Raw genomic sequence first — 17,531 nt, 5'->3', positions numbered from 1 at the left:
ATTCCCCAATTATGTAAAATCAGGAACTAAAATTACCTTTTGATACATAAACCACTTTTTTAGTATCAAAAAATTCTCCATCAAAATAGTGTTTAAGATCGAAGATTTCACATCGAAGTCCGGCTAGCTCTTCTGCAAGATCACCGCCTTTCAAATATAAAATCCCGTTATGTTTAGGGTTAAACTGTTCTTTTTCAAACTTTCCTTTCAGCCATCTTAAAAATTCAGGCATCTGGGTTACCGCTCTGCTCACTACAAAGTGGAATTTCTCTTTCAGTTTCTCTGCTCTCCCGTGAATAGCCGTAACATTCGTTAATCCTATTCCTTCTGATACCGCCTGTACCACACTGATTTTCTTACCGATAGAATCGATCAAGGTAAACTGTGTTTCAGGAAATAAGATGGCCAGAGGAATTCCTGGGAAACCACCTCCGGTTCCGATATCCAATACTTTGGTTCCTGGTGCAAATTCCATCACTTTTGCAATTCCCAAAGAGTGCAGGATGTGCTTTTCGTATAGCGACTCCATATCTTTTCTGGAAATTACGTTGATCTTTTCATTCCATTCATTATACAGTTTTTCCAATTGTGTAAACTGTTCTACCTGTTTTTCAGTAAGATCCGGGAAATATTTTAATAGTAACGATGCAGACATGTGAATTATTATAAACAGCAAAAATAAGTTTTATTTCTCTTGTATTCAAATCTACTTTTTCAGACCAAACTCTGAGACCCGTTTTCAACAAGGGCATTATTTTGCAACACCCGGAATTACAGGTATGTTCAGGTTCCCGGACTTGCTGACTGTTTGTACGGCAAAAATATAATTGTCTTTCGAAAGCGGGACTTTAATGGAAAGTCCTGTTGTAAATATTTTTTTCTGCCATACCGGACTGTCTGTTTCCCTTGCCAATACGTAATATCCTGCTGGTGTTCCCGATTTTGGCTTTTCCCAATGAAGGGTTGTAGAATTGGTCAATTCTTTAACATCCATTTCTACTTTCTCGGGTTTTGCGGTAGATTTTGCAAGACTTGCCAGCACGGCAACATTAGCGGCGACATTCCTTTTCAAATATTTAAAATCTATGAATTCCGGCAGATCACCATATTGCTTATTGTTCTCTATCCGGATGTCCTGATGCTGATGATCATAGTTTTCATAATATTCGGTAAGTCTTACCGATGGAAATCCATTATTGACAAAACTGGTATGATCTCCTCCTCGCAAGAACCTGTCATTTCTATAGATCAGTTTTACTTCAAGTCTTTTGACATATTGTTCTGCAATCTCTTTGATATATCGCGCTAACTGTCTGGATTCACTGTCATTTTCAAAACCCAGATTCCTGATAGCCATCGCCTTTTTGTCCAGATCTTTGTAAGGCAGCCCTTCACTGAATACACGAAGTATACGGGTATTAATCTCCCCAGTTTCTCCTGCTTTAGGATTCCCGATCATATCATTGTTCAGGACACCTTCAAGCTGTAAATTTTCTTTTTTTATTTTTTCGGCAAGGACTTTCGATCCCAGCAAGGATTGTTCTTCCCCTGAAAATGCGACAAAGATGATGGAAGCGGGAAATGAAGATCTGCTCAGTATCCGCGAGGCTTCTATAACAGCGCTTACTCCACTGCCGTCATCATTGGCTCCGGGCGCCGCGGAAGTTCTGTTCATCACATCTGTCACCCTAGAATCAAGATGTCCTCCAATCAGGAAGACTCTTTTATCATTAGGATCAGTGCCTTTCAGAAAAGCAACCGCATTTCCAAGATTGACGACTTTATCGATTCTTTTTCCATCAGGCTGGATATCTTCCTGCTGAAGGTACACCTCCATTCTGCCACCAGAATTTTTCGCGTAATCCTTGAATTTTTTAATAACCCAGTTTCTTGCTGCTCCTATTCCCCGTTTGGGGTCATCTATGGAGCTTAAAGTATGTCTGGTCTCAAAACTTACCAGGGTATTTATGTATGATTTTAATGAGTCTTCATTGACCTGCAAAACATATTTCTTCACTTCATCATCTTTATCTTTTGATCGTCCCTGAGAAAAAACAGTACAGGAAATCAGCAATAAAAAAACGGAATATTTCATAGGATAATTCTTAAATCGATTAAAGATACAAAACCCCGAGCTTCACAAATAATTTTTATTTTCCATACAATTTCCCGTTTAATCTCTTTATTGATTGTTATTTTACTGAAACAGGAATCAATTTGTTGATATCTATCAAATAATCAGAATGATTCCCTTCCAAAAAATGATAAAAACCTGACAAAAATCTTTAAAGCAATCCCACTTTTATTATCTCTGCAACACGTTTTTATTATATATTTGTTAAAATTCAAAAAAATTCATGGATAAACTTTCAGATAGAGTAAAAAGACTAGGATACTCACAGACATTTGTCATGTCAAACAAAGCCAGAGAAATGAAAGCCAGCGGAATAGATGTGATCAGCTTAACTCTTGGCGAGCCGGATTTCGATGTTCCGGACAACATCAAACAGGCAGCCTTCGATGCCATCAACCAAAACTACAGCCACTACTCTCCTGTTCCGGGATTTCTGGAACTGCGTGAGGCTATTGCATATAAATTAAAAAGAGATAATAACCTGGAATACAAACCTACCCAGATTTGTGTTTCCAATGGTGCCAAACAAGCTATTTTGAATGTATTGGCATCTGTTATCAATGATGGAGATGAAGTTCTTCTTCCTGCACCTTACTGGGTAAGTTATGATGAAATGGTAAAAATGATGGGAGGAAATTCTGTGATGCTTCCTACATCTTATGTTACAGATTTCAAAGTCACTGCAGAACAGCTTGAAGAAGCTATTACAGAAAAAACCAAAGCAGTCCTTTTCAGCTCACCATGTAACCCGTCAGGAGGATATTATACCTATGACGAGCTAAAATCTATCGCTAAAGTTATTGCTAAATATCCTCAGGTGACTATCATTTCTGATGAGATCTATGAATACATCAATTATGAAACAAGTACGACTTCTATTGCCCAGTTTCCTGAAGTATATGAGCAGACAGCCGTAATCAACGGAATGTCAAAAGCATTTGCCATGACAGGATGGAGAATAGGATATTCTGCATGTCCGGAATGGCTGGCAAAAGCTTGTGAAAAAGTACAGGGACAAATGACCAGCGGAGCCAATACTATGGCACAGAGAGCATCCATTACGGCATTGAAAACAGATCCTTCCGAATACAGATACATGATTGATGCCTTCAAAAAGAGAAGAGATCTTGTGTATGAACTGATTCAGGAAATCCCAGGGTTTAAAGTATTGCTTCCAAAAGCAGCATTTTATTTCTTCCCGGACATTTCGCACTATATCGGAAAAACGCTGAACGGAACTGAAATCAAAAACTCAGACGACTTTGCCATGTTCCTTCTGGAAAACGCTCATGTAGGATGTGTGGGAGGCTTTTCTTTCGGAAGCCCGGAATGTATCAGATTCTCTTACGCTGCTTCAGAGGAAGATTTGAGAGAAGCTATGAAACGAATCAAAACCTTATTGGAACCATTCAATTAATCAACTAACCATCAAAAATAAAACACAACAGCAATGAATCTGTTAAAAAAACTAACTATTGCAACAAGTATTGCCGCTGCAAGTTTCGCAGGGTATGCTTTTGGCCAGGATTTTCAATGGAAAGAAGGGACTTCCAGTGGATACAAGTATAAGTACGTAACCAACGACCCAACGTCAGCAAGGTACTACACCTTAAAAAACGGGTTAACAGTAATTTTGAGTCCAACAAATAAGGATCCGAGAATACAAACTTATATTGCAACAAAAGCAGGTAGTAAAACCGACCCTGCAGACCACACAGGTCTTGCACATTATCTTGAGCACATGCTTTTCAAAGGGACCAATCAGTTTGGTTCTAAGGACTGGACAAAAGAGAAACCTCTTTTAGACCAGATTGACGCTCTTTACGAGAAGTACAACCAGACGAAAGACGAAGCTAAGAGAAAAGAGATCTACAAAGAGATTGACAGGGTTTCCGGAGAAGCTGCCAAGTATGCAATTGCCAACGAATACGACAAAATGATGGCTGGTATGGGAGCTGACGGAACCAATGCCTTTACTTCATTTGAGCAAACAGTATACACAGAAGATGTACCTTCCAATGTTCTTGACAAATTCCTCGCTGTACAGGCTGAAAGATTCAGAGAGCCAGTTCTGAGATTGTTCCATACAGAGCTTGAAGCTGTATATGAAGAAAAAAACAGATCCCTGGATGATGATGGAGATAAAGTTTTCGACACCATGTTTGCCAACCTTTTCCCTAACAACAATTATGGAAAACAAACAACCATCGGAACGATTGAGCACTTGAAAAACCCATCTCTGCATGCTATCAGAGAATATTTCAATAACTATTACGTTCCCAACAATATGGGTATCATCATGTCCGGAGACTTTAATCCGGATGAAGTCATTGCAAAGATTGACAAGGCTTTCTCTTACATGAAACCTAAAGCAATTCCTGAATATAAAGTAGGACAGGAAAAAGCGATTACCGCTCCTGTTGTAAAAGAAGTCGTGGGACCCAATCCTGAGAATGTAATGCTTGGGTTCAGGTTTCCGGGAGCTTCTACGAAAGATGCAAGAATGCTGAACCTTGTTGGAAATATGCTTACCAACGGACAGGCAGGATTGATTGACCTTGATCTGGTAAAAAAACAAAAATTACTGGGGGCTTACGCCGGTTCTTATGCTTTAAAGGATTATTCAGTGTTACTTTTACAAGGGAAGCCTACTGAAGGACAATCTCTGGATGAAGTAAAAAATCTTCTTCTTCAGGAAATTGATAAGTTAAGAAAAGGAGAATTTTCTGATGATTTGATTCAGTCTATCGTGAACAACGAAAAGAAAAGCATTATTCAGAAGGATGAAAAATATTCGTCAAGAGCAAGCATCCTGATGGATGAATTCACTTCGGATATTGACCACAAAGCATCGTTAGAATATGTTGACGAAATTTCAAAGCTTACAAAGAAAGATATCATGGATTTCGTATCCAAATATCTTCAGAATAACAACTACGTTGCAGTTTATAAAAGAAAAGGAGAAGACAAGAGTATCGTAAAGGTTGACAAACCAACCATTACTCCGGTTTCCGTTAACAGAGAAGATCAGTCTCCTTTCCTTAAGAAGATTGATGAAATGCCTGAAAACCCTATCGCTCCGGTATGGTTAAACTACGATAAAGACATTGCTAAAAACAAATTAGCTGATGTAGATGTACTTTCTGTAAAAAATACCGACAATGCGCTGTTCAGAATGTATTATCATTTTGATTCAGGAAAATGGAACAACAAAGTTCTTCCATTGGCAGCAGAATACCTTCAATATTTAGGAACTAAAGATAAATCTTCTGAAGTGATCAGTAAGGAATTCTACAAACTTGCTTCAAGCTTCAATGTGAGTGCAGGAAATGAAGAAACTTATGTATCATTGGAAGGTTTGAATGAAAACTTCGATAAAACAATCGCTTTATTTGAAGATTTGATTAAAAACAGCCAGGCGGACCAGGGAGCTCTTGATGCTTACAAAACAAGATTGAAGAAAGCCAGAGCAAATGCAAAACAGAATAAAGGGACCATCATGGCCGGATTGAGAAGTTATGCACAATATGGCGCACAGAACCCATTCAACAATGTATTGAGTGATGCTGAACTTGACGCCTTAAAAGCAGAAGATCTGATTAATGTTCTTCATGACCTGTTTAATTTCAAACATAAGGTATTGTATTACGGTCCGAAATCAGGAAATGAAGTAGTGGCATCTTTAAAACCAATTCACAAACTTCCTGCAACCCTGAAAGACCTTCCTAAGTCTAAAACCTTCGCTCAGATCCCGACTGATAAAAACAAAGTATTATTCGCTCATTATGATATGGTACAGGCTGAGGTCTTCTGGGTAAGAAATTCTGACCAGTACAATGCTACCATCACTCCTACCGTAAATTTATTCAACAACTATTTCGGAGGCGGAATGGGATCTATCGTTTTCCAGACGATCAGAGAATCTAAGGCACTGGCCTACTCTACTTATTCATATTTTGCTCTTCCTAGCAAGAAAACAGACAAAGATATGATTATGGCGTATGTAGGAACGCAGGCAGATAAATTCAATGAGTCTACAACGGCAATGAATGAGCTTTTGACCACCCTTCCAAAATCTGAACAGTTATTCGAAACAGCGAAAAGCGGATTGAAAAAATCAATTGCTTCTGAAAGAATTACTCAGGACGGAATCATCTTCTCTTATCTGAAATCCCAAAAGCTTGGAAACAATTTCGATATGAGAAAGAACGTCTACGAACAGGCACCAAAACTGTCTTTTGCAGACATCAATGCATTCCATGATAAGGAAATGAAAAACAAAAACTACACCTACTGTCTTGTTGCTTCTCAAGACAAAGTAAATGAGGCCGATATGAAGAAATTAGGCGAGGTAAAAAAACTTAATTTAACTGAAATATTTGGTTATTAAAATCAACAAAAAGCCCTGAGAACAGGGCTTTTTTATTTAACAGCACCCTAAAACAATTATAGATTTTATTTATCGATATTTGTTTGTTCGATAGATAGATCTTTTATATATTTGCATTAGAAATTTAAATATAAAACAAAAAAATTATGTCTTTAGTAGGAAAAAAATTCCCAAATTTAACAATCGACGCAATGTCTGAGATGGGTGACGATCTTAAAATCAACATCCTTGATGAAGCAGTAAACAACCAGCAAAAAGTTCTTTTATTCTGGTACCCTAAAGATTTCACTTTTGTATGTCCTACAGAGCTTCACGCTTTTCAGGAGGCTTTAGGTGAATTCGAAAAAAGAAACACTAAAGTAATTGGTGCATCTTGTGATACTAACGAAGTACACTTCGCATGGTTGAACACACCTAAAGATAACGGAGGAATCGAAGGAGTAACTTACCCACTTTTAGCTGATACTCACAGACAATTGGCAAACACGTTGGGAATCGTTGATCAGGATTTCGAATATGATGAAGATGGAAACGAAGTTTTCACAGGTTCTAACGTAACTTACAGAGCAACTTACCTTATCGACGAAACTGGAAAAATCTTCCACGAAGCGGTAAACGATATGCCTCTAGGAAGAAATGTAAAAGAATTCTTAAGATTAATCGATGCTTACACGCACGTTCAAAAACATGGTGAAGTATGTCCTGCAAACTGGGAAGAAGGAAAAGATGCAATGAAAGCTGACAGAACTTCTACTGCAGAATACTTAGCTAAGAACTAATATAATGTGTTAATTTGAAAATGAGATAATTGGAGAATTATCAAAAATTATCTCATTTTCTTCTTTACAAAGCATTAGCGCATTTTCAATTAATAAATTTTCAAATTACGATCATGTATACAGAATTAACCGAAGATACATTACAAAATATAGTTAGCGACAACGAAAAAGTAGTTGTTCAATATGGCGCAACATGGTGCGGAAACTGCAGAATCATGAAGCCAAAATTCAAAAAATTAGCGTCTGAGAATGATTCTATTCCATTTTTATACGTAGATGCTGAAAAGCTTCCTGAAAGCAGAAAACTAGCAAAAGTAGACAACTTACCTACCTTCGCTATCTTTAAAAACGGAGAACTGGTGAACCAGGTTCAGTCTAACCAGGCAGAAAGTTTAATTAACCTTTTTAACGAATTAGCATAATGAAATTACCCGTAATCAGACAGTTTTATCAGAATCAGACTCCTGAAAACCTTGAAAAAACATTAGAAGTACTGGAAAGTTTCTGCGAATTCAGAGGAACAAGTGAAGAGGATTTAAATGTTGCAGGAGAATTGATCACGAATATCTGTGGAGCTTTAGAAGTTCACTCCAATGTACAGAACGGAATGAGCGAAAAAGATGCTTTAAACTCTTTTGCTCAGAAGGTTTTAGGATCAATTGACAAATAACATTTTTCGATTATTTTAATCAAAAGATTGTAAAAACACAAAATGCCTGAGGTTTTTCCTCATTCCTATATTTTTTTTCTTATTCTTTAAGAACACTTTTATTTTAACTGTAAAATTCACTTCAAAGCACTTTAACCGGTGATATGAAGCTGGCAGTTGTATGAAAATTTTTAAAGAATATCCAATAAAAATCCCGGTGATATTTTCATCAGGATTTTTTGGGCTTACGGTTTATAACACGAGTAGCACAAATATTTTTCACAAATTCCACAAATAAATACACCCAATCATCCGTGTCAATCCGTGAAATCCGTGGTTAAAAAATACTGCTTTAAAATCCTATTATAAGTTTCAGCTAAAGCCATTGGAAGATATCCGTAATGATAAAACAAGCTCCTTCGACCAGGCTCAGGATAATAACGCTCCTATTGATATTATTGAATTCGTGTTATTTGTGAAATCATTAGTGACGTTTGTGTTTAAGCATTATTTGTGTTAAAAAAAGAAATCCCGATGAAAATATCACCGGGACTATTATTTTAAAAGATAAAATCAACTTATCAATTAGTTTCTTCTGCTCATTAAAATACTCAAAATGTACCAGAACAAAAGCATGATAGAAGCAAAAAGCTGCAACGCCGCTCCTACATACTGGTTCGTTCCATATGAATCCTTTAGCTTACTTGTCTGATATAAAATAGTAGCTGAAGCTAAAATTACCATTCCAACTGAAAACCACAATCCAAGATTAAAACCAAAGATCATTCCCGCTACAATCAGTCCGATTGCAATAAACCCACCGATTACAATAATATTTCTTAAAAAAGAAAAATCTCTCTTAGAAGTAAATGCAACGGCAGAAATACCTGCAAACATCGCAATAGTCAAAGTAGCAGCCTGGAAGATTACATTCGCCCCCCCTGTCATATTGGTTGCAATGAAAAGCAACGGCATAAAGATAATCGCTTCCAACAGGATATAAAATCCTAATCCTAAATACTGGGTAGATTTACTTTGTGAAAGTGACCATTTGGAGGCTAAAAAAGAAGCCAACCAGAAAACTCCGATAATCAGCAACCAGATATATCTCTGACCAAACATCATGGCGATAAGTTCTGCCGGAACAGTTTTCAATAATATCGTTTCAACTCCAATAAATGCAAGAATAGATAATGCAACATGCAAATAGGTCTTCTTGTAAAAACTCGCTTTCTCCACGTCCGAAGAATGAGCGACTAAAACATCTGTCATCATAGTTAATATTTTTTTAATTAATCGAAAATAAATTTTTATCTATTTCGCAGGTAATACTCCCAATATTTTACCATCATCCTCAAATACAGCTGTAATGGCTTCTTTAGAAGATGATTCTCCTGCATATTTGTATTTAATACTCGGATGATTGGTACCATCCATTGTTTTATAATATCCTGCTTTTAAGATTTCAAGCTTTTTATTGGGTATAATACCATCCTTAACATTTTTAAGAACAGCATCTGTTACAATTTCTTTTACCTTCTCAGAAAGCAGTCCATCAATAGTGGCACGGTCAGAAGCCTGTAAAGCATCTACAAACTTAAGGAAGTTATCATTATACAAACTGACTTTCTCCTTACTTATAGCAGCCGGCTGTTCTTTTTTCTGGCCATTCTCAACCTTTACACCTGCCACCTTCTGCGCAAACACTAACTGTCCACCCACAAGTGCAAGTCCCAGCAATAATTTTTTCATAGTATTCATTTTTATCTGGTGAAATAAGTGATGGAAGATACGAAAATCAGACCAGTTCTAAAAATTTCATTGTATCTACATTATCGGCATAGGTATCAAGCCCCGGATTCTGTGCTTCCCCAAACGGAATTGCATTCAAACCTAGCTCCTCTCTACCCACTACACACTGTATATTTTCCTCATTTTCAGCAATAAAGCTTTTTACATCCTCCAAAGATTCATATCTGCTGAAGTTGATCACAGAAAGCGGACTGAACAGTTTATCATCTTCCTTCAGCATCACAAAATTATTATCCCAGAATTTGTCCTGGTTTAAAAGATAAACGGCTCTGTTATAATCATAATTGTTAGCATATTTATTATGGTTGATAATATCCTGATATGCCAGGAAGTTTTCAAACAACCTGTCAATAAGAAAATCCTGCGGAATAAAAACTCTCGTCACATTTCTGCATCCCAGCCCAAAATATTGGAAAATATCTTTTGCCAGCAATTGCAGCTCTTCTTCCGTTTCATCACCTTTCAGCAAAGCAACAGAAGTTCTGTTCTTACGGATAATACTTGAATGATTCTTGAAATAATATTCCAGATATCTTGCTGTATTGTTACTTCCTGTAGCGATAACCGCATCAAAATTCTCTAATTTCTCTACAAATTCAAAAGCTACGTTTCCATCAGAAAACTCATTCCATTTCTTTAATAAAAACGGAATCATGCGTTTATCTTTTGAAGACAGCTTAATAACAGGTATATGATTGCTCAAAACGACGGACATTACATCATGAAATCCTACCAAAGGAATATTTCCTGCCAAAATAAGCCCTACTCTTTTTGAAATTTTAGAGATGGAATAATTTCCAAGCCAGTTTTTGATATTCTCTTCAGTAAGAAGATCTGCCCATTGCTGTAAAGCAAATTTCTGATTATCAATGGTAAACCACGGATTCTCTATTTCAGACCTTTTTAATAATAATTCAATATCAGCATCATCTTCATTATGATGTTCTGGTTTCTTCGCTAGAAACGCTTTTATATAATCACTTAATTTAATAAGTCCTAAAACTTGATTTTCGGTATTCATAATTACTTTAAAATTGGGGAATATTTTGTAATTTTGTGCAAATTTAAAAAAAATTAGCGATGGCTATCAAAATAACTGATGAATGCATTAATTGTGGGGCTTGCGAACCGGAATGCCCAAACAATGCAATATATGAAGGAGCTGTAGATTGGAAAGCTTCTGAAGGTACGGCTCTTCAAGGTACCATTACAATGCCGTCGGGACTTACTGTAGATGCAGAAGCACCACAAGAGCCTGTAAGTGATGATGTCTATTTTATTGTAACAGATAAATGTACAGAATGTAAAGGATTCCACGAAGAACCTCAGTGTGCAGCGGTATGCCCTGTAGACTGCTGTGTTCCAGATGAGGATCACGTAGAATCTGAAGAAGCACTGCTTAATAAAAAAGCATTCTTACACGGTGAATAAAAATAATTCCGTCTCATCATGTATGGGGCGGCTTTTTTTGATCAAAAATCCAACTTAACCAAAAAATAAGCGACAGGAGTTTAAATTCCGGAAGCAACCAAAAAATAAAAATATGAACAAAAAGCACAACTTCAGCGCAGGGCCATGTATTTTACCACAAGAAGTATTTGAAAAATCAGCACAGGCTATCCTGGACTTTAACGGTATCGGATTGTCTCTTCTTGAAATTTCCCACAGAAGCAAGGATTTCGTTGCGGTAATGGACGAAGCGCGTGCAATTGTAAAAAGATTGATGAATCTTGGTGATGATTATGAAGTTCTTTATTTAGGAGGAGGCGCCAGCATGCAGTTTGCAATGGTACCTTACAACCTGATGAAAGTAGGTGGAAAAGCAGCTTACCTGGACACAGGAACATGGGCAGCCGGAGCCATCAAAGAAGCTAAAAAAGTAGGAACAGTAGACGTATTAGGTTCTTCAAAAGAAGAAAACTACACTTTTATTCCTAAAGATTATACGGTTGGTTCAGAATACGATTATTTCCACTGTACTTCCAACAACACTATTTATGGAACTCAAATGAAATCTTTTCCTGAAGTGGACACGCTGATGGTTTGTGATATGAGTTCTGATATTTTCTCAAGACAACTGGATTTTTCTAAATTTGATCTGATCTATGCCGGTGCTCAGAAAAACATGGGACCTGCAGGAGTTACTTTAGTGGTAATAAAAAAAGAAATCCTGGGTAAAACAGGAAGAGAAAACATGTTTTCTATATTGGATTACTCTCAACATATTGCTAAAGAATCCATGTACAATACCCCGCCGGTATTCCCTGTATATGCATCTTTACTTACCCTTCAGTATCTTGAAAGAAACGGAGGAATTGCTGCTGCAGAAAAAAGAAATGAAGCTAAAGCCAAGCTTTTATATGATGAAATCGACAGCAATCCGTTATTTGAAGCATTCTGCGTAAAAGAAGACCGTTCACTGATGAATGTTTCGTTCAACATCACAGACGAAAGTAAGAAAGAAGAATTTGACAATGCATGGAAAGCAGCAGGAATCAGCGGACTGAACGGACACAGAAGCTTAGGCGGATACAGAGCAAGTTTATACAACGCATTACCTATCGAAAGTGTACAGGTTTTGGTGGATGTAATGAAATCGATCAAATAATTTAATCATTAAAAAAATTCAAAGATTGAAAGACTGAAGAGCAGTTAATTTAAATTCATTAATTTGCACCCTAGTTTTAAAATTTTGAAATATGTATATCTTTCAATCTTTAAATCAAATAACTCATGAAAGTTTTAGCAAACGACGGAATTTCAAAAGCAGGAGAAAACGCTCTAAAAGAAGCCGGAATTGAAATTCTGGACAATAGAGTGGCTCAGGATCACGTTATTAATTTTATCAACGATAATAATGTGGACGTTCTTCTGGTAAGAAGTGCAACGAAAGTGAGGCAAGACCTTATCGATGCCTGTCCCGGCCTTAAAATAATTGGAAGAGGCGGTATCGGAATGGATAACATTGATGTTGAATATGCCAAAAGCAAAGGCATTAAAGTAATCAACACGCCTACAGCATCTTCAAAATCAGTGGCAGAATTGGTTTTCGGACATTTCATTTCTCTGGCAAGATTCCTTCACGAATCTAACAGACTAATGCCTCTGGAAGGAGATACTCATTTCAATGCTATGAAAAAGTCATTCGGTAATGCGTATGAACTTTCAGGAAAAACATTAGGAGTAATCGGCTTTGGAAGTATTGGACAGGAAGTCGTAAAAATAGGAATTGCTTTAGGAATGAAAGTAACCGTTCTGACGAAAAGCCCTAAAACAGAAGTTCTTACCCTGAATTTCTTTGACGGACAATCGGTAGACTTTGAAATCACTTCCACCAATGATATGGACGCATTTCTTAAAGATGCAGATTTCATCAGTATCAATACGCCGAAAACAAATGAGTATATTATAGATACCCCTCAGTTTGAAAAAATGAAAGACGGAGTCTATATTGTAAATACTGCAAGAGGCGGTGTCATCAATGAAGTGACACTGATTGATTTTATTGAGTCAGGAAAAATAGCCGGAGCGGCATTGGATGTTTTTGAAAATGAACCGAGCCCCGAACTGCCTTTACTGATGAACCCCGCATTGTCACTTTCTCCTCACGTAGGAGGAAATACAGTAGACGCGCAAGAGAAAATCGGTATCGAACTTGCAGAACAAATTATTAAGCTACAAAAAGAAACTATAAGATAAATATGCCTGTTTTTAAACCTTTCCGTGGAATTAGACCTCATAGAGACTTTGAGAGTACTTTCCCTACACATCCACTGGATAATTTCACCCAGGAAGAGATTGCAGAGAAAGCTCAAGTTGAAAATACTTACATCAATATGATTAAACCCTATGTTGTAAGTAAATCTAAAGATATTGACCGGAATCTTCGAAAGATCCGATCTACATTTGAAGAACTTCTGGACGAGAAGAAATTGGTCCAGGACAATTCAGCCTATTATCTTTATGAGCAGATCTACCCCAACAAGCAAGTGTTCAGGGGACTTCTCGGATTGGCTAGTATTGAAGATTTCTGGAGTGGAAAAATCAAAAGACACGAAAGCACCATTCCTCAGAAAAAGGAAAAACTGGCTCACTATCTTGAGAAAGTAAGTCTGCAGGCAGAACCTGTACTTCTTACCTACCCTGCCAACTCAAAAATTGAGCTGCTGATGAATCATGAGGAAAAAAATGTCCCTATCTTCAATCACATAGACTCTATTGGCATCAGACATAAAATCTGGAGAATAGACAACCGTCTGAAACTGCAGCAATTTAAAGAAGTAATTGATCAGATCGATTCATTTTACATTGCTGACGGACACCACAGAATCGGTTCTACAGCATTGAATGCAAAGTATCATAAAGAGAAAAACAAAAGACATAACGGCACAGAACTTTACAACTTTGTGTTCAGTTTTATTGTTTCCAATCAATCTATTAAAATTCATGACTACAACAGAATTTTACATGATCTGAACGGCATTTCTCCTGAGGATTTCCTAAAAGAGCTTGAGCATTATTTCCTTATTCATGAAAAAGGAGAAACATCATACTACCCTTCTCAGAAATTCCATATTTCAATGTATCTGGACGGGAAATTTTATTCTCTTCACGTAAAGCATGACCTTCGTTCTAAAGAAATGTCTCTGGACAATCTGGACCACCATCTTTTAGACAAATATATTTTCAAAAATATCCTGAAAATTGAAGATCCGGACAGCTCTGAGCTGATCTCTTATGTAAAAGGAACCTCTAACATCAACGGAATCAATATTTTAAAAGAAAAGATAGACAGTGGTGAAGGTAAGGTCGGTTTTGGAATCTATCCTGTAAGTTTTAATGATATGATTAAAATTTCAGATCTAAAACTAAGCATGCCTCCGAAATGTACATTTATTGAACCAAAACTGATTACAGCCCTGTTAATGTATGACATGAAACCTTAATAAATTCCTATTTTTTTCCTACTTTTATCAATGGAAAAAGAAAGGTAAATAAAAAATGAAAAAAATATTCATTATACTTCCACTCTTTTTGAGTGGATTTTTATTTTCTCAAAAAAAGCCACAAAAAAGTCCGGCAAAAAAAGGTACCGTTGCCAAATTCAATTATCATGATGAATTTAGAAAGATTTCAGATGAAATTATGACCAATGGTACTGCCTATAATAATCTCGGAGAACTCACCAAAGGTATCGGTCCTCGTTTCAGTGCCACTCCCGGCTATGCAAAAGCAGTAGAATGGGCAGAAAAAAAATTCAAGGAAATGGGTATTGAAATGATCTGGAGACAAGAGGCCAAAGCTCCTGTCTGGATCAGAGGAAAAGAATCTTTACAGATAAAAGCCGGAAACGGAGATTGGAAAAATATCAGAATGCTTTCTTTTGGAAACTCTGAAGGAACAGGCGGAAAAGATCTGGTAGGTGAAATTGTTTTAATCAATTCCACTTCAGAGCTCAATGCAATGTCGATAGGCCAGTTAAAAGATAAAATAGTTTTCGTGAATCTTCCAATGGATCCGAAAATTATTAATACAAGTGATTCCTATTTGCAGACTGCAAAGTCAAAATTAGTTTCCGCTTCCATCATTGCTAAAACAGGTGCAAAAGCATTAATTATAAGATCATTAACAACAGCTAATGATGATACTCCTCATGCCAAAATGATTTATTATGAGCCAGAGGATAAAATAAAAATTCCGGCTTTATCCATTGGAGTAAGATCCGCGGATGAGTTGGAAAAAATAGTAAAAAAACAAAAAGTTACTGCCAAAATCAACATGACTGCTGAATCAAAAGGGGACACGACGAATCCAAATATCATTGCTGAAATTCAGGGCAAAAAAGATTCTAAAGTGATTGTTTTAGGCGCTCAGCTTGATTCGTGGGATTTTGGTGAAGGTGCTATTGATGATGGAACAGGAGTTGTGCAGTGTATCGAAGTTTTAAGAACACTGAAGGCGCTTGGATATGAAAACAACCACACCATCCGGGTAGTCTTGTACGCAAATAGCGAAAACGGAGGACAAGGCCGGGAGATGTACGCTGCTTATGTAAAAAAGAGAGATGAAAAGCACATATTTGCCTTAGGAACAGACGCTGGAGGGTATTCTCCACGAGGATTTTCTTTGGATATGTCACCTCAAAGAAGAAGGCTGGTTTATCCATGGAAAGAATATTTTCTTCCTTATGGAGTGTATGATTTTGACCAAACAGAAGCAATTCAGGATATTTCTCCTTTAAAAAAACTGGATATTCCTTTAGCAGAGCTTGTTGTAGACACACAAAGATATTTTGATTATCACCATTCCGAACAAGATACTTTCGACAAAGTGAATAAAAGAGAACTTCTTCTCGGAGCAGTTGCGATAACACAGATGATTTTTATGGTTGATAAAAACTGGTAACAATGAAAAAGATAGTAGGAACTTCATTATTGCTTTTTGGAATGGCGGTTTTTGGCCAGACTAAAGAAGATTCCATCCAGTTCAAAAGGATTTCCACCGAAATCCTGAACAATGGCAAAGGATATACTGAGCTGAGAGAGCTTACCAAAAATATAGGACACCGTTTAAGCGGATCTGAAGCGTATGAAAAATCGGTACAATGGGCTGCACAGAAACTCCGTGATGCCGGAGCTGATAAAGTATGGCTTCAGGAAGTGATGATCCCGGTATGGGTAAGAGGAAAAGAATCCCTGCACATCCAAGCTTCCAACGGAAAATGGAAAAGTATTACAATGCTTTCTCTTGGAAACTCTGAAGGTACGAATGGAAAAGATGTTTCCGGAGAAATCATCATGGTAAAATCTATGGAAGAATATGACAAGCTTCCTGCTGAAAAGGTGAAGGATAAAATTGTTTTCTTCAACTACCCTTTTAATCAGGGAAATATACAGACTTTTATTTCTTACCGTGAAGCAGGAGCCTATAGACGCACTGCAGCTTCTTTAACGGCTAAAAAAGGAGGGAAATTTGCCATTATCCGGTCACTTTCTTCAGCTTTTGATGACGTTCCTCATACAGGAAACATGCGCTATGAAGAAAATATTCCCAAAGTACCAGCCGTAACGATCGGAAATACATCAGCTGATGACCTGGAAGCATTATTGAAAAATCAAAAAGTTACCGCTAAACTCAATTCCAACTGTGGCATGAAAGGTGAAAAGCTCTCCCACTCTGTGATTGGTGAAATTACAGGCAAGAAAGACCAAAGCGTAATTGTCGTAGGAGGTCATCTGGATTCCTGGGATGTGGGTGAAGGGGCACATGATGACGGAGCAGGAATTGTACAGAGTATTGAGGTACTGAGAACTTTTAAGAAATTAGGAATACAAAATAGCCATACCATCCGTGCCGTTTGTTTTGCCAACGAAGAAAACGGAACAAAAGGCGGAAAACAATATGGTAAAATTGCCAAAGAAAACAACGAAAAACATCTTTTCGCCATAGAAACAGATGCCGGAGGTTTTTCACCCAGAGGAATTTCTCTGGAGATGGATGAGCCTCAAAGAAACCAGATCAAAAGCTGGGTCAATCTGTTTTTACCATATGGCGTTTACAATTTTGACGGAAAATATTCAGGATCAGATATTGCTCCCCTTCACGAAATGGGAGTTCCCACCGCTGAGCTGGTTCCTGATCCGCAGCGTTATTTTGATATTCACCATACAGCAGAAGACACTTTTGAAAAAGTCAACCGTAGAGAACTGTTACTCGGTTCTGCGGTGATGACACAACTTATTTATATGATCGATAAAAATTGGTAAC

The 17,531-nt window shown here is 37.2% G+C and carries 16 protein-coding genes; 11 read left to right on the top strand and 5 right to left on the bottom strand.

Going from position 1 to position 17,531, the window contains the following annotated elements:
- Positions 1-19: 19 nt before the first annotated feature.
- A complete protein-coding gene (gene rsmG, locus DBR39_RS04650; protein WP_124531058.1) occupies positions 20-655 on the bottom strand; it encodes a 16S rRNA (guanine(527)-N(7))-methyltransferase RsmG in 636 nt (211 codons plus the stop codon).
- A gap of 96 nt (positions 656-751) precedes the next feature.
- Positions 752-2,095, bottom strand: a complete 1,344-nt coding sequence (locus DBR39_RS04645; protein WP_124531057.1) for a M20/M25/M40 family metallo-hydrolase — start codon at positions 2,093-2,095, stop codon at positions 752-754.
- Between the two features lie 262 nt (positions 2,096-2,357).
- Between DBR39_RS04645 and DBR39_RS04640 the strand changes: the two genes are divergently transcribed.
- The 5 genes from DBR39_RS04640 (at position 2,358) to DBR39_RS04620 (ending at position 7,973) form a co-directional block, all read left to right on the top strand.
- On the top strand, positions 2,358-3,551 hold the full coding sequence (locus tag DBR39_RS04640) for a pyridoxal phosphate-dependent aminotransferase (protein WP_124531056.1): 1,194 nt from the start codon (positions 2,358-2,360) through the stop codon (positions 3,549-3,551).
- A 33-nt stretch (positions 3,552-3,584) separates the two neighbouring features.
- Positions 3,585-6,524, top strand: coding sequence for a M16 family metallopeptidase (locus tag DBR39_RS04635; RefSeq protein ID WP_124531055.1), 2,940 nt, complete (start codon positions 3,585-3,587; stop codon positions 6,522-6,524).
- Between the two features lie 146 nt (positions 6,525-6,670).
- Entirely contained in the window at positions 6,671-7,303 is a 633-nt protein-coding gene (locus DBR39_RS04630; protein ID WP_103235396.1) for a peroxiredoxin, read from the top strand.
- 113 nt (positions 7,304-7,416) lie between these two features.
- On the top strand, positions 7,417-7,725 hold the full coding sequence (locus tag DBR39_RS04625; RefSeq protein WP_124531054.1) for a thioredoxin family protein: 309 nt from the start codon (positions 7,417-7,419) through the stop codon (positions 7,723-7,725).
- Positions 7,725-7,973: a DUF6952 family protein gene (locus DBR39_RS04620; protein ID WP_047495508.1), complete on the top strand. Its 249-nt coding sequence runs from the start codon at positions 7,725-7,727 to the stop codon at positions 7,971-7,973. Before DBR39_RS04625 ends, DBR39_RS04620 begins: the two co-directional genes overlap by 1 nt.
- 564 nt (positions 7,974-8,537) lie before the next feature.
- Here DBR39_RS04620 and DBR39_RS04615 read toward each other — a convergent pair.
- From DBR39_RS04615 to DBR39_RS04605, 3 genes are read right to left on the bottom strand one after another with little or no spacing between them, the layout of a single operon-like run.
- Positions 8,538-9,227 carry a Bax inhibitor-1 family protein gene (locus tag DBR39_RS04615; protein WP_124531053.1) on the bottom strand — a complete coding sequence of 230 codons (690 nt, stop codon included), beginning with the start codon at positions 9,225-9,227 and terminating at the stop codon, positions 8,538-8,540.
- Positions 9,228-9,266: 39 nt separating this feature from the next.
- The gene (locus tag DBR39_RS04610; protein ID WP_228447766.1) at positions 9,267-9,704 is read right to left on the bottom strand and encodes a peptidylprolyl isomerase; all 438 of its coding nucleotides are present in this window, start codon (positions 9,702-9,704) and stop codon (positions 9,267-9,269) included.
- A 46-nt stretch (positions 9,705-9,750) separates the two neighbouring features.
- Positions 9,751-10,785, bottom strand: a complete 1,035-nt coding sequence (locus DBR39_RS04605; RefSeq protein WP_124531051.1) for an acyl-CoA reductase — start codon at positions 10,783-10,785, stop codon at positions 9,751-9,753.
- A gap of 59 nt (positions 10,786-10,844) precedes the next feature.
- Here DBR39_RS04605 and DBR39_RS04600 point away from each other — a divergent pair, with 59 nt between their 5' ends.
- From DBR39_RS04600 to DBR39_RS04575, 6 genes are all read left to right on the top strand, one after another.
- Entirely contained in the window at positions 10,845-11,195 is a 351-nt protein-coding gene (locus tag DBR39_RS04600) for a 4Fe-4S binding protein (RefSeq protein ID WP_103233725.1), read from the top strand.
- Positions 11,196-11,307: 112 nt separating this feature from the next.
- Positions 11,308-12,372: a 3-phosphoserine/phosphohydroxythreonine transaminase gene (gene serC, locus DBR39_RS04595; protein ID WP_124531050.1), complete on the top strand. Its 1,065-nt coding sequence runs from the start codon at positions 11,308-11,310 to the stop codon at positions 12,370-12,372.
- 125 nt (positions 12,373-12,497) lie between these two features.
- Positions 12,498-13,463, top strand: a complete 966-nt coding sequence (locus DBR39_RS04590) for a D-2-hydroxyacid dehydrogenase (RefSeq protein WP_124531049.1) — start codon at positions 12,498-12,500, stop codon at positions 13,461-13,463.
- Between the two features lie 2 nt (positions 13,464-13,465).
- Positions 13,466-14,710, top strand: a complete 1,245-nt coding sequence (locus tag DBR39_RS04585) for a DUF1015 domain-containing protein (RefSeq protein WP_124531048.1) — start codon at positions 13,466-13,468, stop codon at positions 14,708-14,710.
- 55 nt (positions 14,711-14,765) lie between these two features.
- Positions 14,766-16,169: a M28 family peptidase gene (locus DBR39_RS04580; RefSeq protein ID WP_124531047.1), complete on the top strand. Its 1,404-nt coding sequence runs from the start codon at positions 14,766-14,768 to the stop codon at positions 16,167-16,169.
- A 2-nt stretch (positions 16,170-16,171) separates the two neighbouring features.
- Complete coding sequence (locus tag DBR39_RS04575) at positions 16,172-17,530, top strand: M28 family peptidase (RefSeq protein WP_124531046.1); 1,359 nt, start codon at positions 16,172-16,174, stop codon at positions 17,528-17,530.
- Position 17,531: the final 1 nt, after the last annotated feature.

The organism is Chryseobacterium sp. KBW03 (assembly GCF_003852415.1).
GTDB classification, from domain to species: domain Bacteria; phylum Bacteroidota; class Bacteroidia; order Flavobacteriales; family Weeksellaceae; genus Chryseobacterium; species Chryseobacterium viscerum.
This window is presented reverse-complemented; position numbering and strand designations above follow the sequence as displayed.

Excerpts from the sequence above, each read along its gene's own strand:
- rsmG (WP_124531058.1), bottom strand. The coding sequence starts at position 655 with ATGTCTGCATCGTTACTATTAAAATATTTCCCGGATCTTACTGAAAAA.
- DBR39_RS04645 (WP_124531057.1), bottom strand. The coding sequence starts at position 2,095 with ATGAAATATTCCGTTTTTTTATTGCTGATTTCCTGTACTGTTTTTTCT.
- DBR39_RS04640 (WP_124531056.1), top strand. The coding sequence starts at position 2,358 with ATGGATAAACTTTCAGATAGAGTAAAAAGACTAGGATACTCACAGACA.
- DBR39_RS04635 (WP_124531055.1), top strand. The coding sequence starts at position 3,585 with ATGAATCTGTTAAAAAAACTAACTATTGCAACAAGTATTGCCGCTGCA.
- DBR39_RS04630 (WP_103235396.1), top strand. The coding sequence starts at position 6,671 with ATGTCTTTAGTAGGAAAAAAATTCCCAAATTTAACAATCGACGCAATG.
- DBR39_RS04625 (WP_124531054.1), top strand. The coding sequence starts at position 7,417 with ATGTATACAGAATTAACCGAAGATACATTACAAAATATAGTTAGCGAC.
- DBR39_RS04620 (WP_047495508.1), top strand. The coding sequence starts at position 7,725 with ATGAAATTACCCGTAATCAGACAGTTTTATCAGAATCAGACTCCTGAA.
- DBR39_RS04615 (WP_124531053.1), bottom strand. The coding sequence starts at position 9,227 with ATGATGACAGATGTTTTAGTCGCTCATTCTTCGGACGTGGAGAAAGCG.
- DBR39_RS04610 (WP_228447766.1), bottom strand. The coding sequence starts at position 9,704 with ATGAAAAAATTATTGCTGGGACTTGCACTTGTGGGTGGACAGTTAGTG.
- DBR39_RS04605 (WP_124531051.1), bottom strand. The coding sequence starts at position 10,785 with ATGAATACCGAAAATCAAGTTTTAGGACTTATTAAATTAAGTGATTAT.
- DBR39_RS04600 (WP_103233725.1), top strand. The coding sequence starts at position 10,845 with ATGGCTATCAAAATAACTGATGAATGCATTAATTGTGGGGCTTGCGAA.
- serC (WP_124531050.1), top strand. The coding sequence starts at position 11,308 with ATGAACAAAAAGCACAACTTCAGCGCAGGGCCATGTATTTTACCACAA.
- DBR39_RS04590 (WP_124531049.1), top strand. The coding sequence starts at position 12,498 with ATGAAAGTTTTAGCAAACGACGGAATTTCAAAAGCAGGAGAAAACGCT.
- DBR39_RS04585 (WP_124531048.1), top strand. The coding sequence starts at position 13,466 with ATGCCTGTTTTTAAACCTTTCCGTGGAATTAGACCTCATAGAGACTTT.
- DBR39_RS04580 (WP_124531047.1), top strand. The coding sequence starts at position 14,766 with ATGAAAAAAATATTCATTATACTTCCACTCTTTTTGAGTGGATTTTTA.
- DBR39_RS04575 (WP_124531046.1), top strand. The coding sequence starts at position 16,172 with ATGAAAAAGATAGTAGGAACTTCATTATTGCTTTTTGGAATGGCGGTT.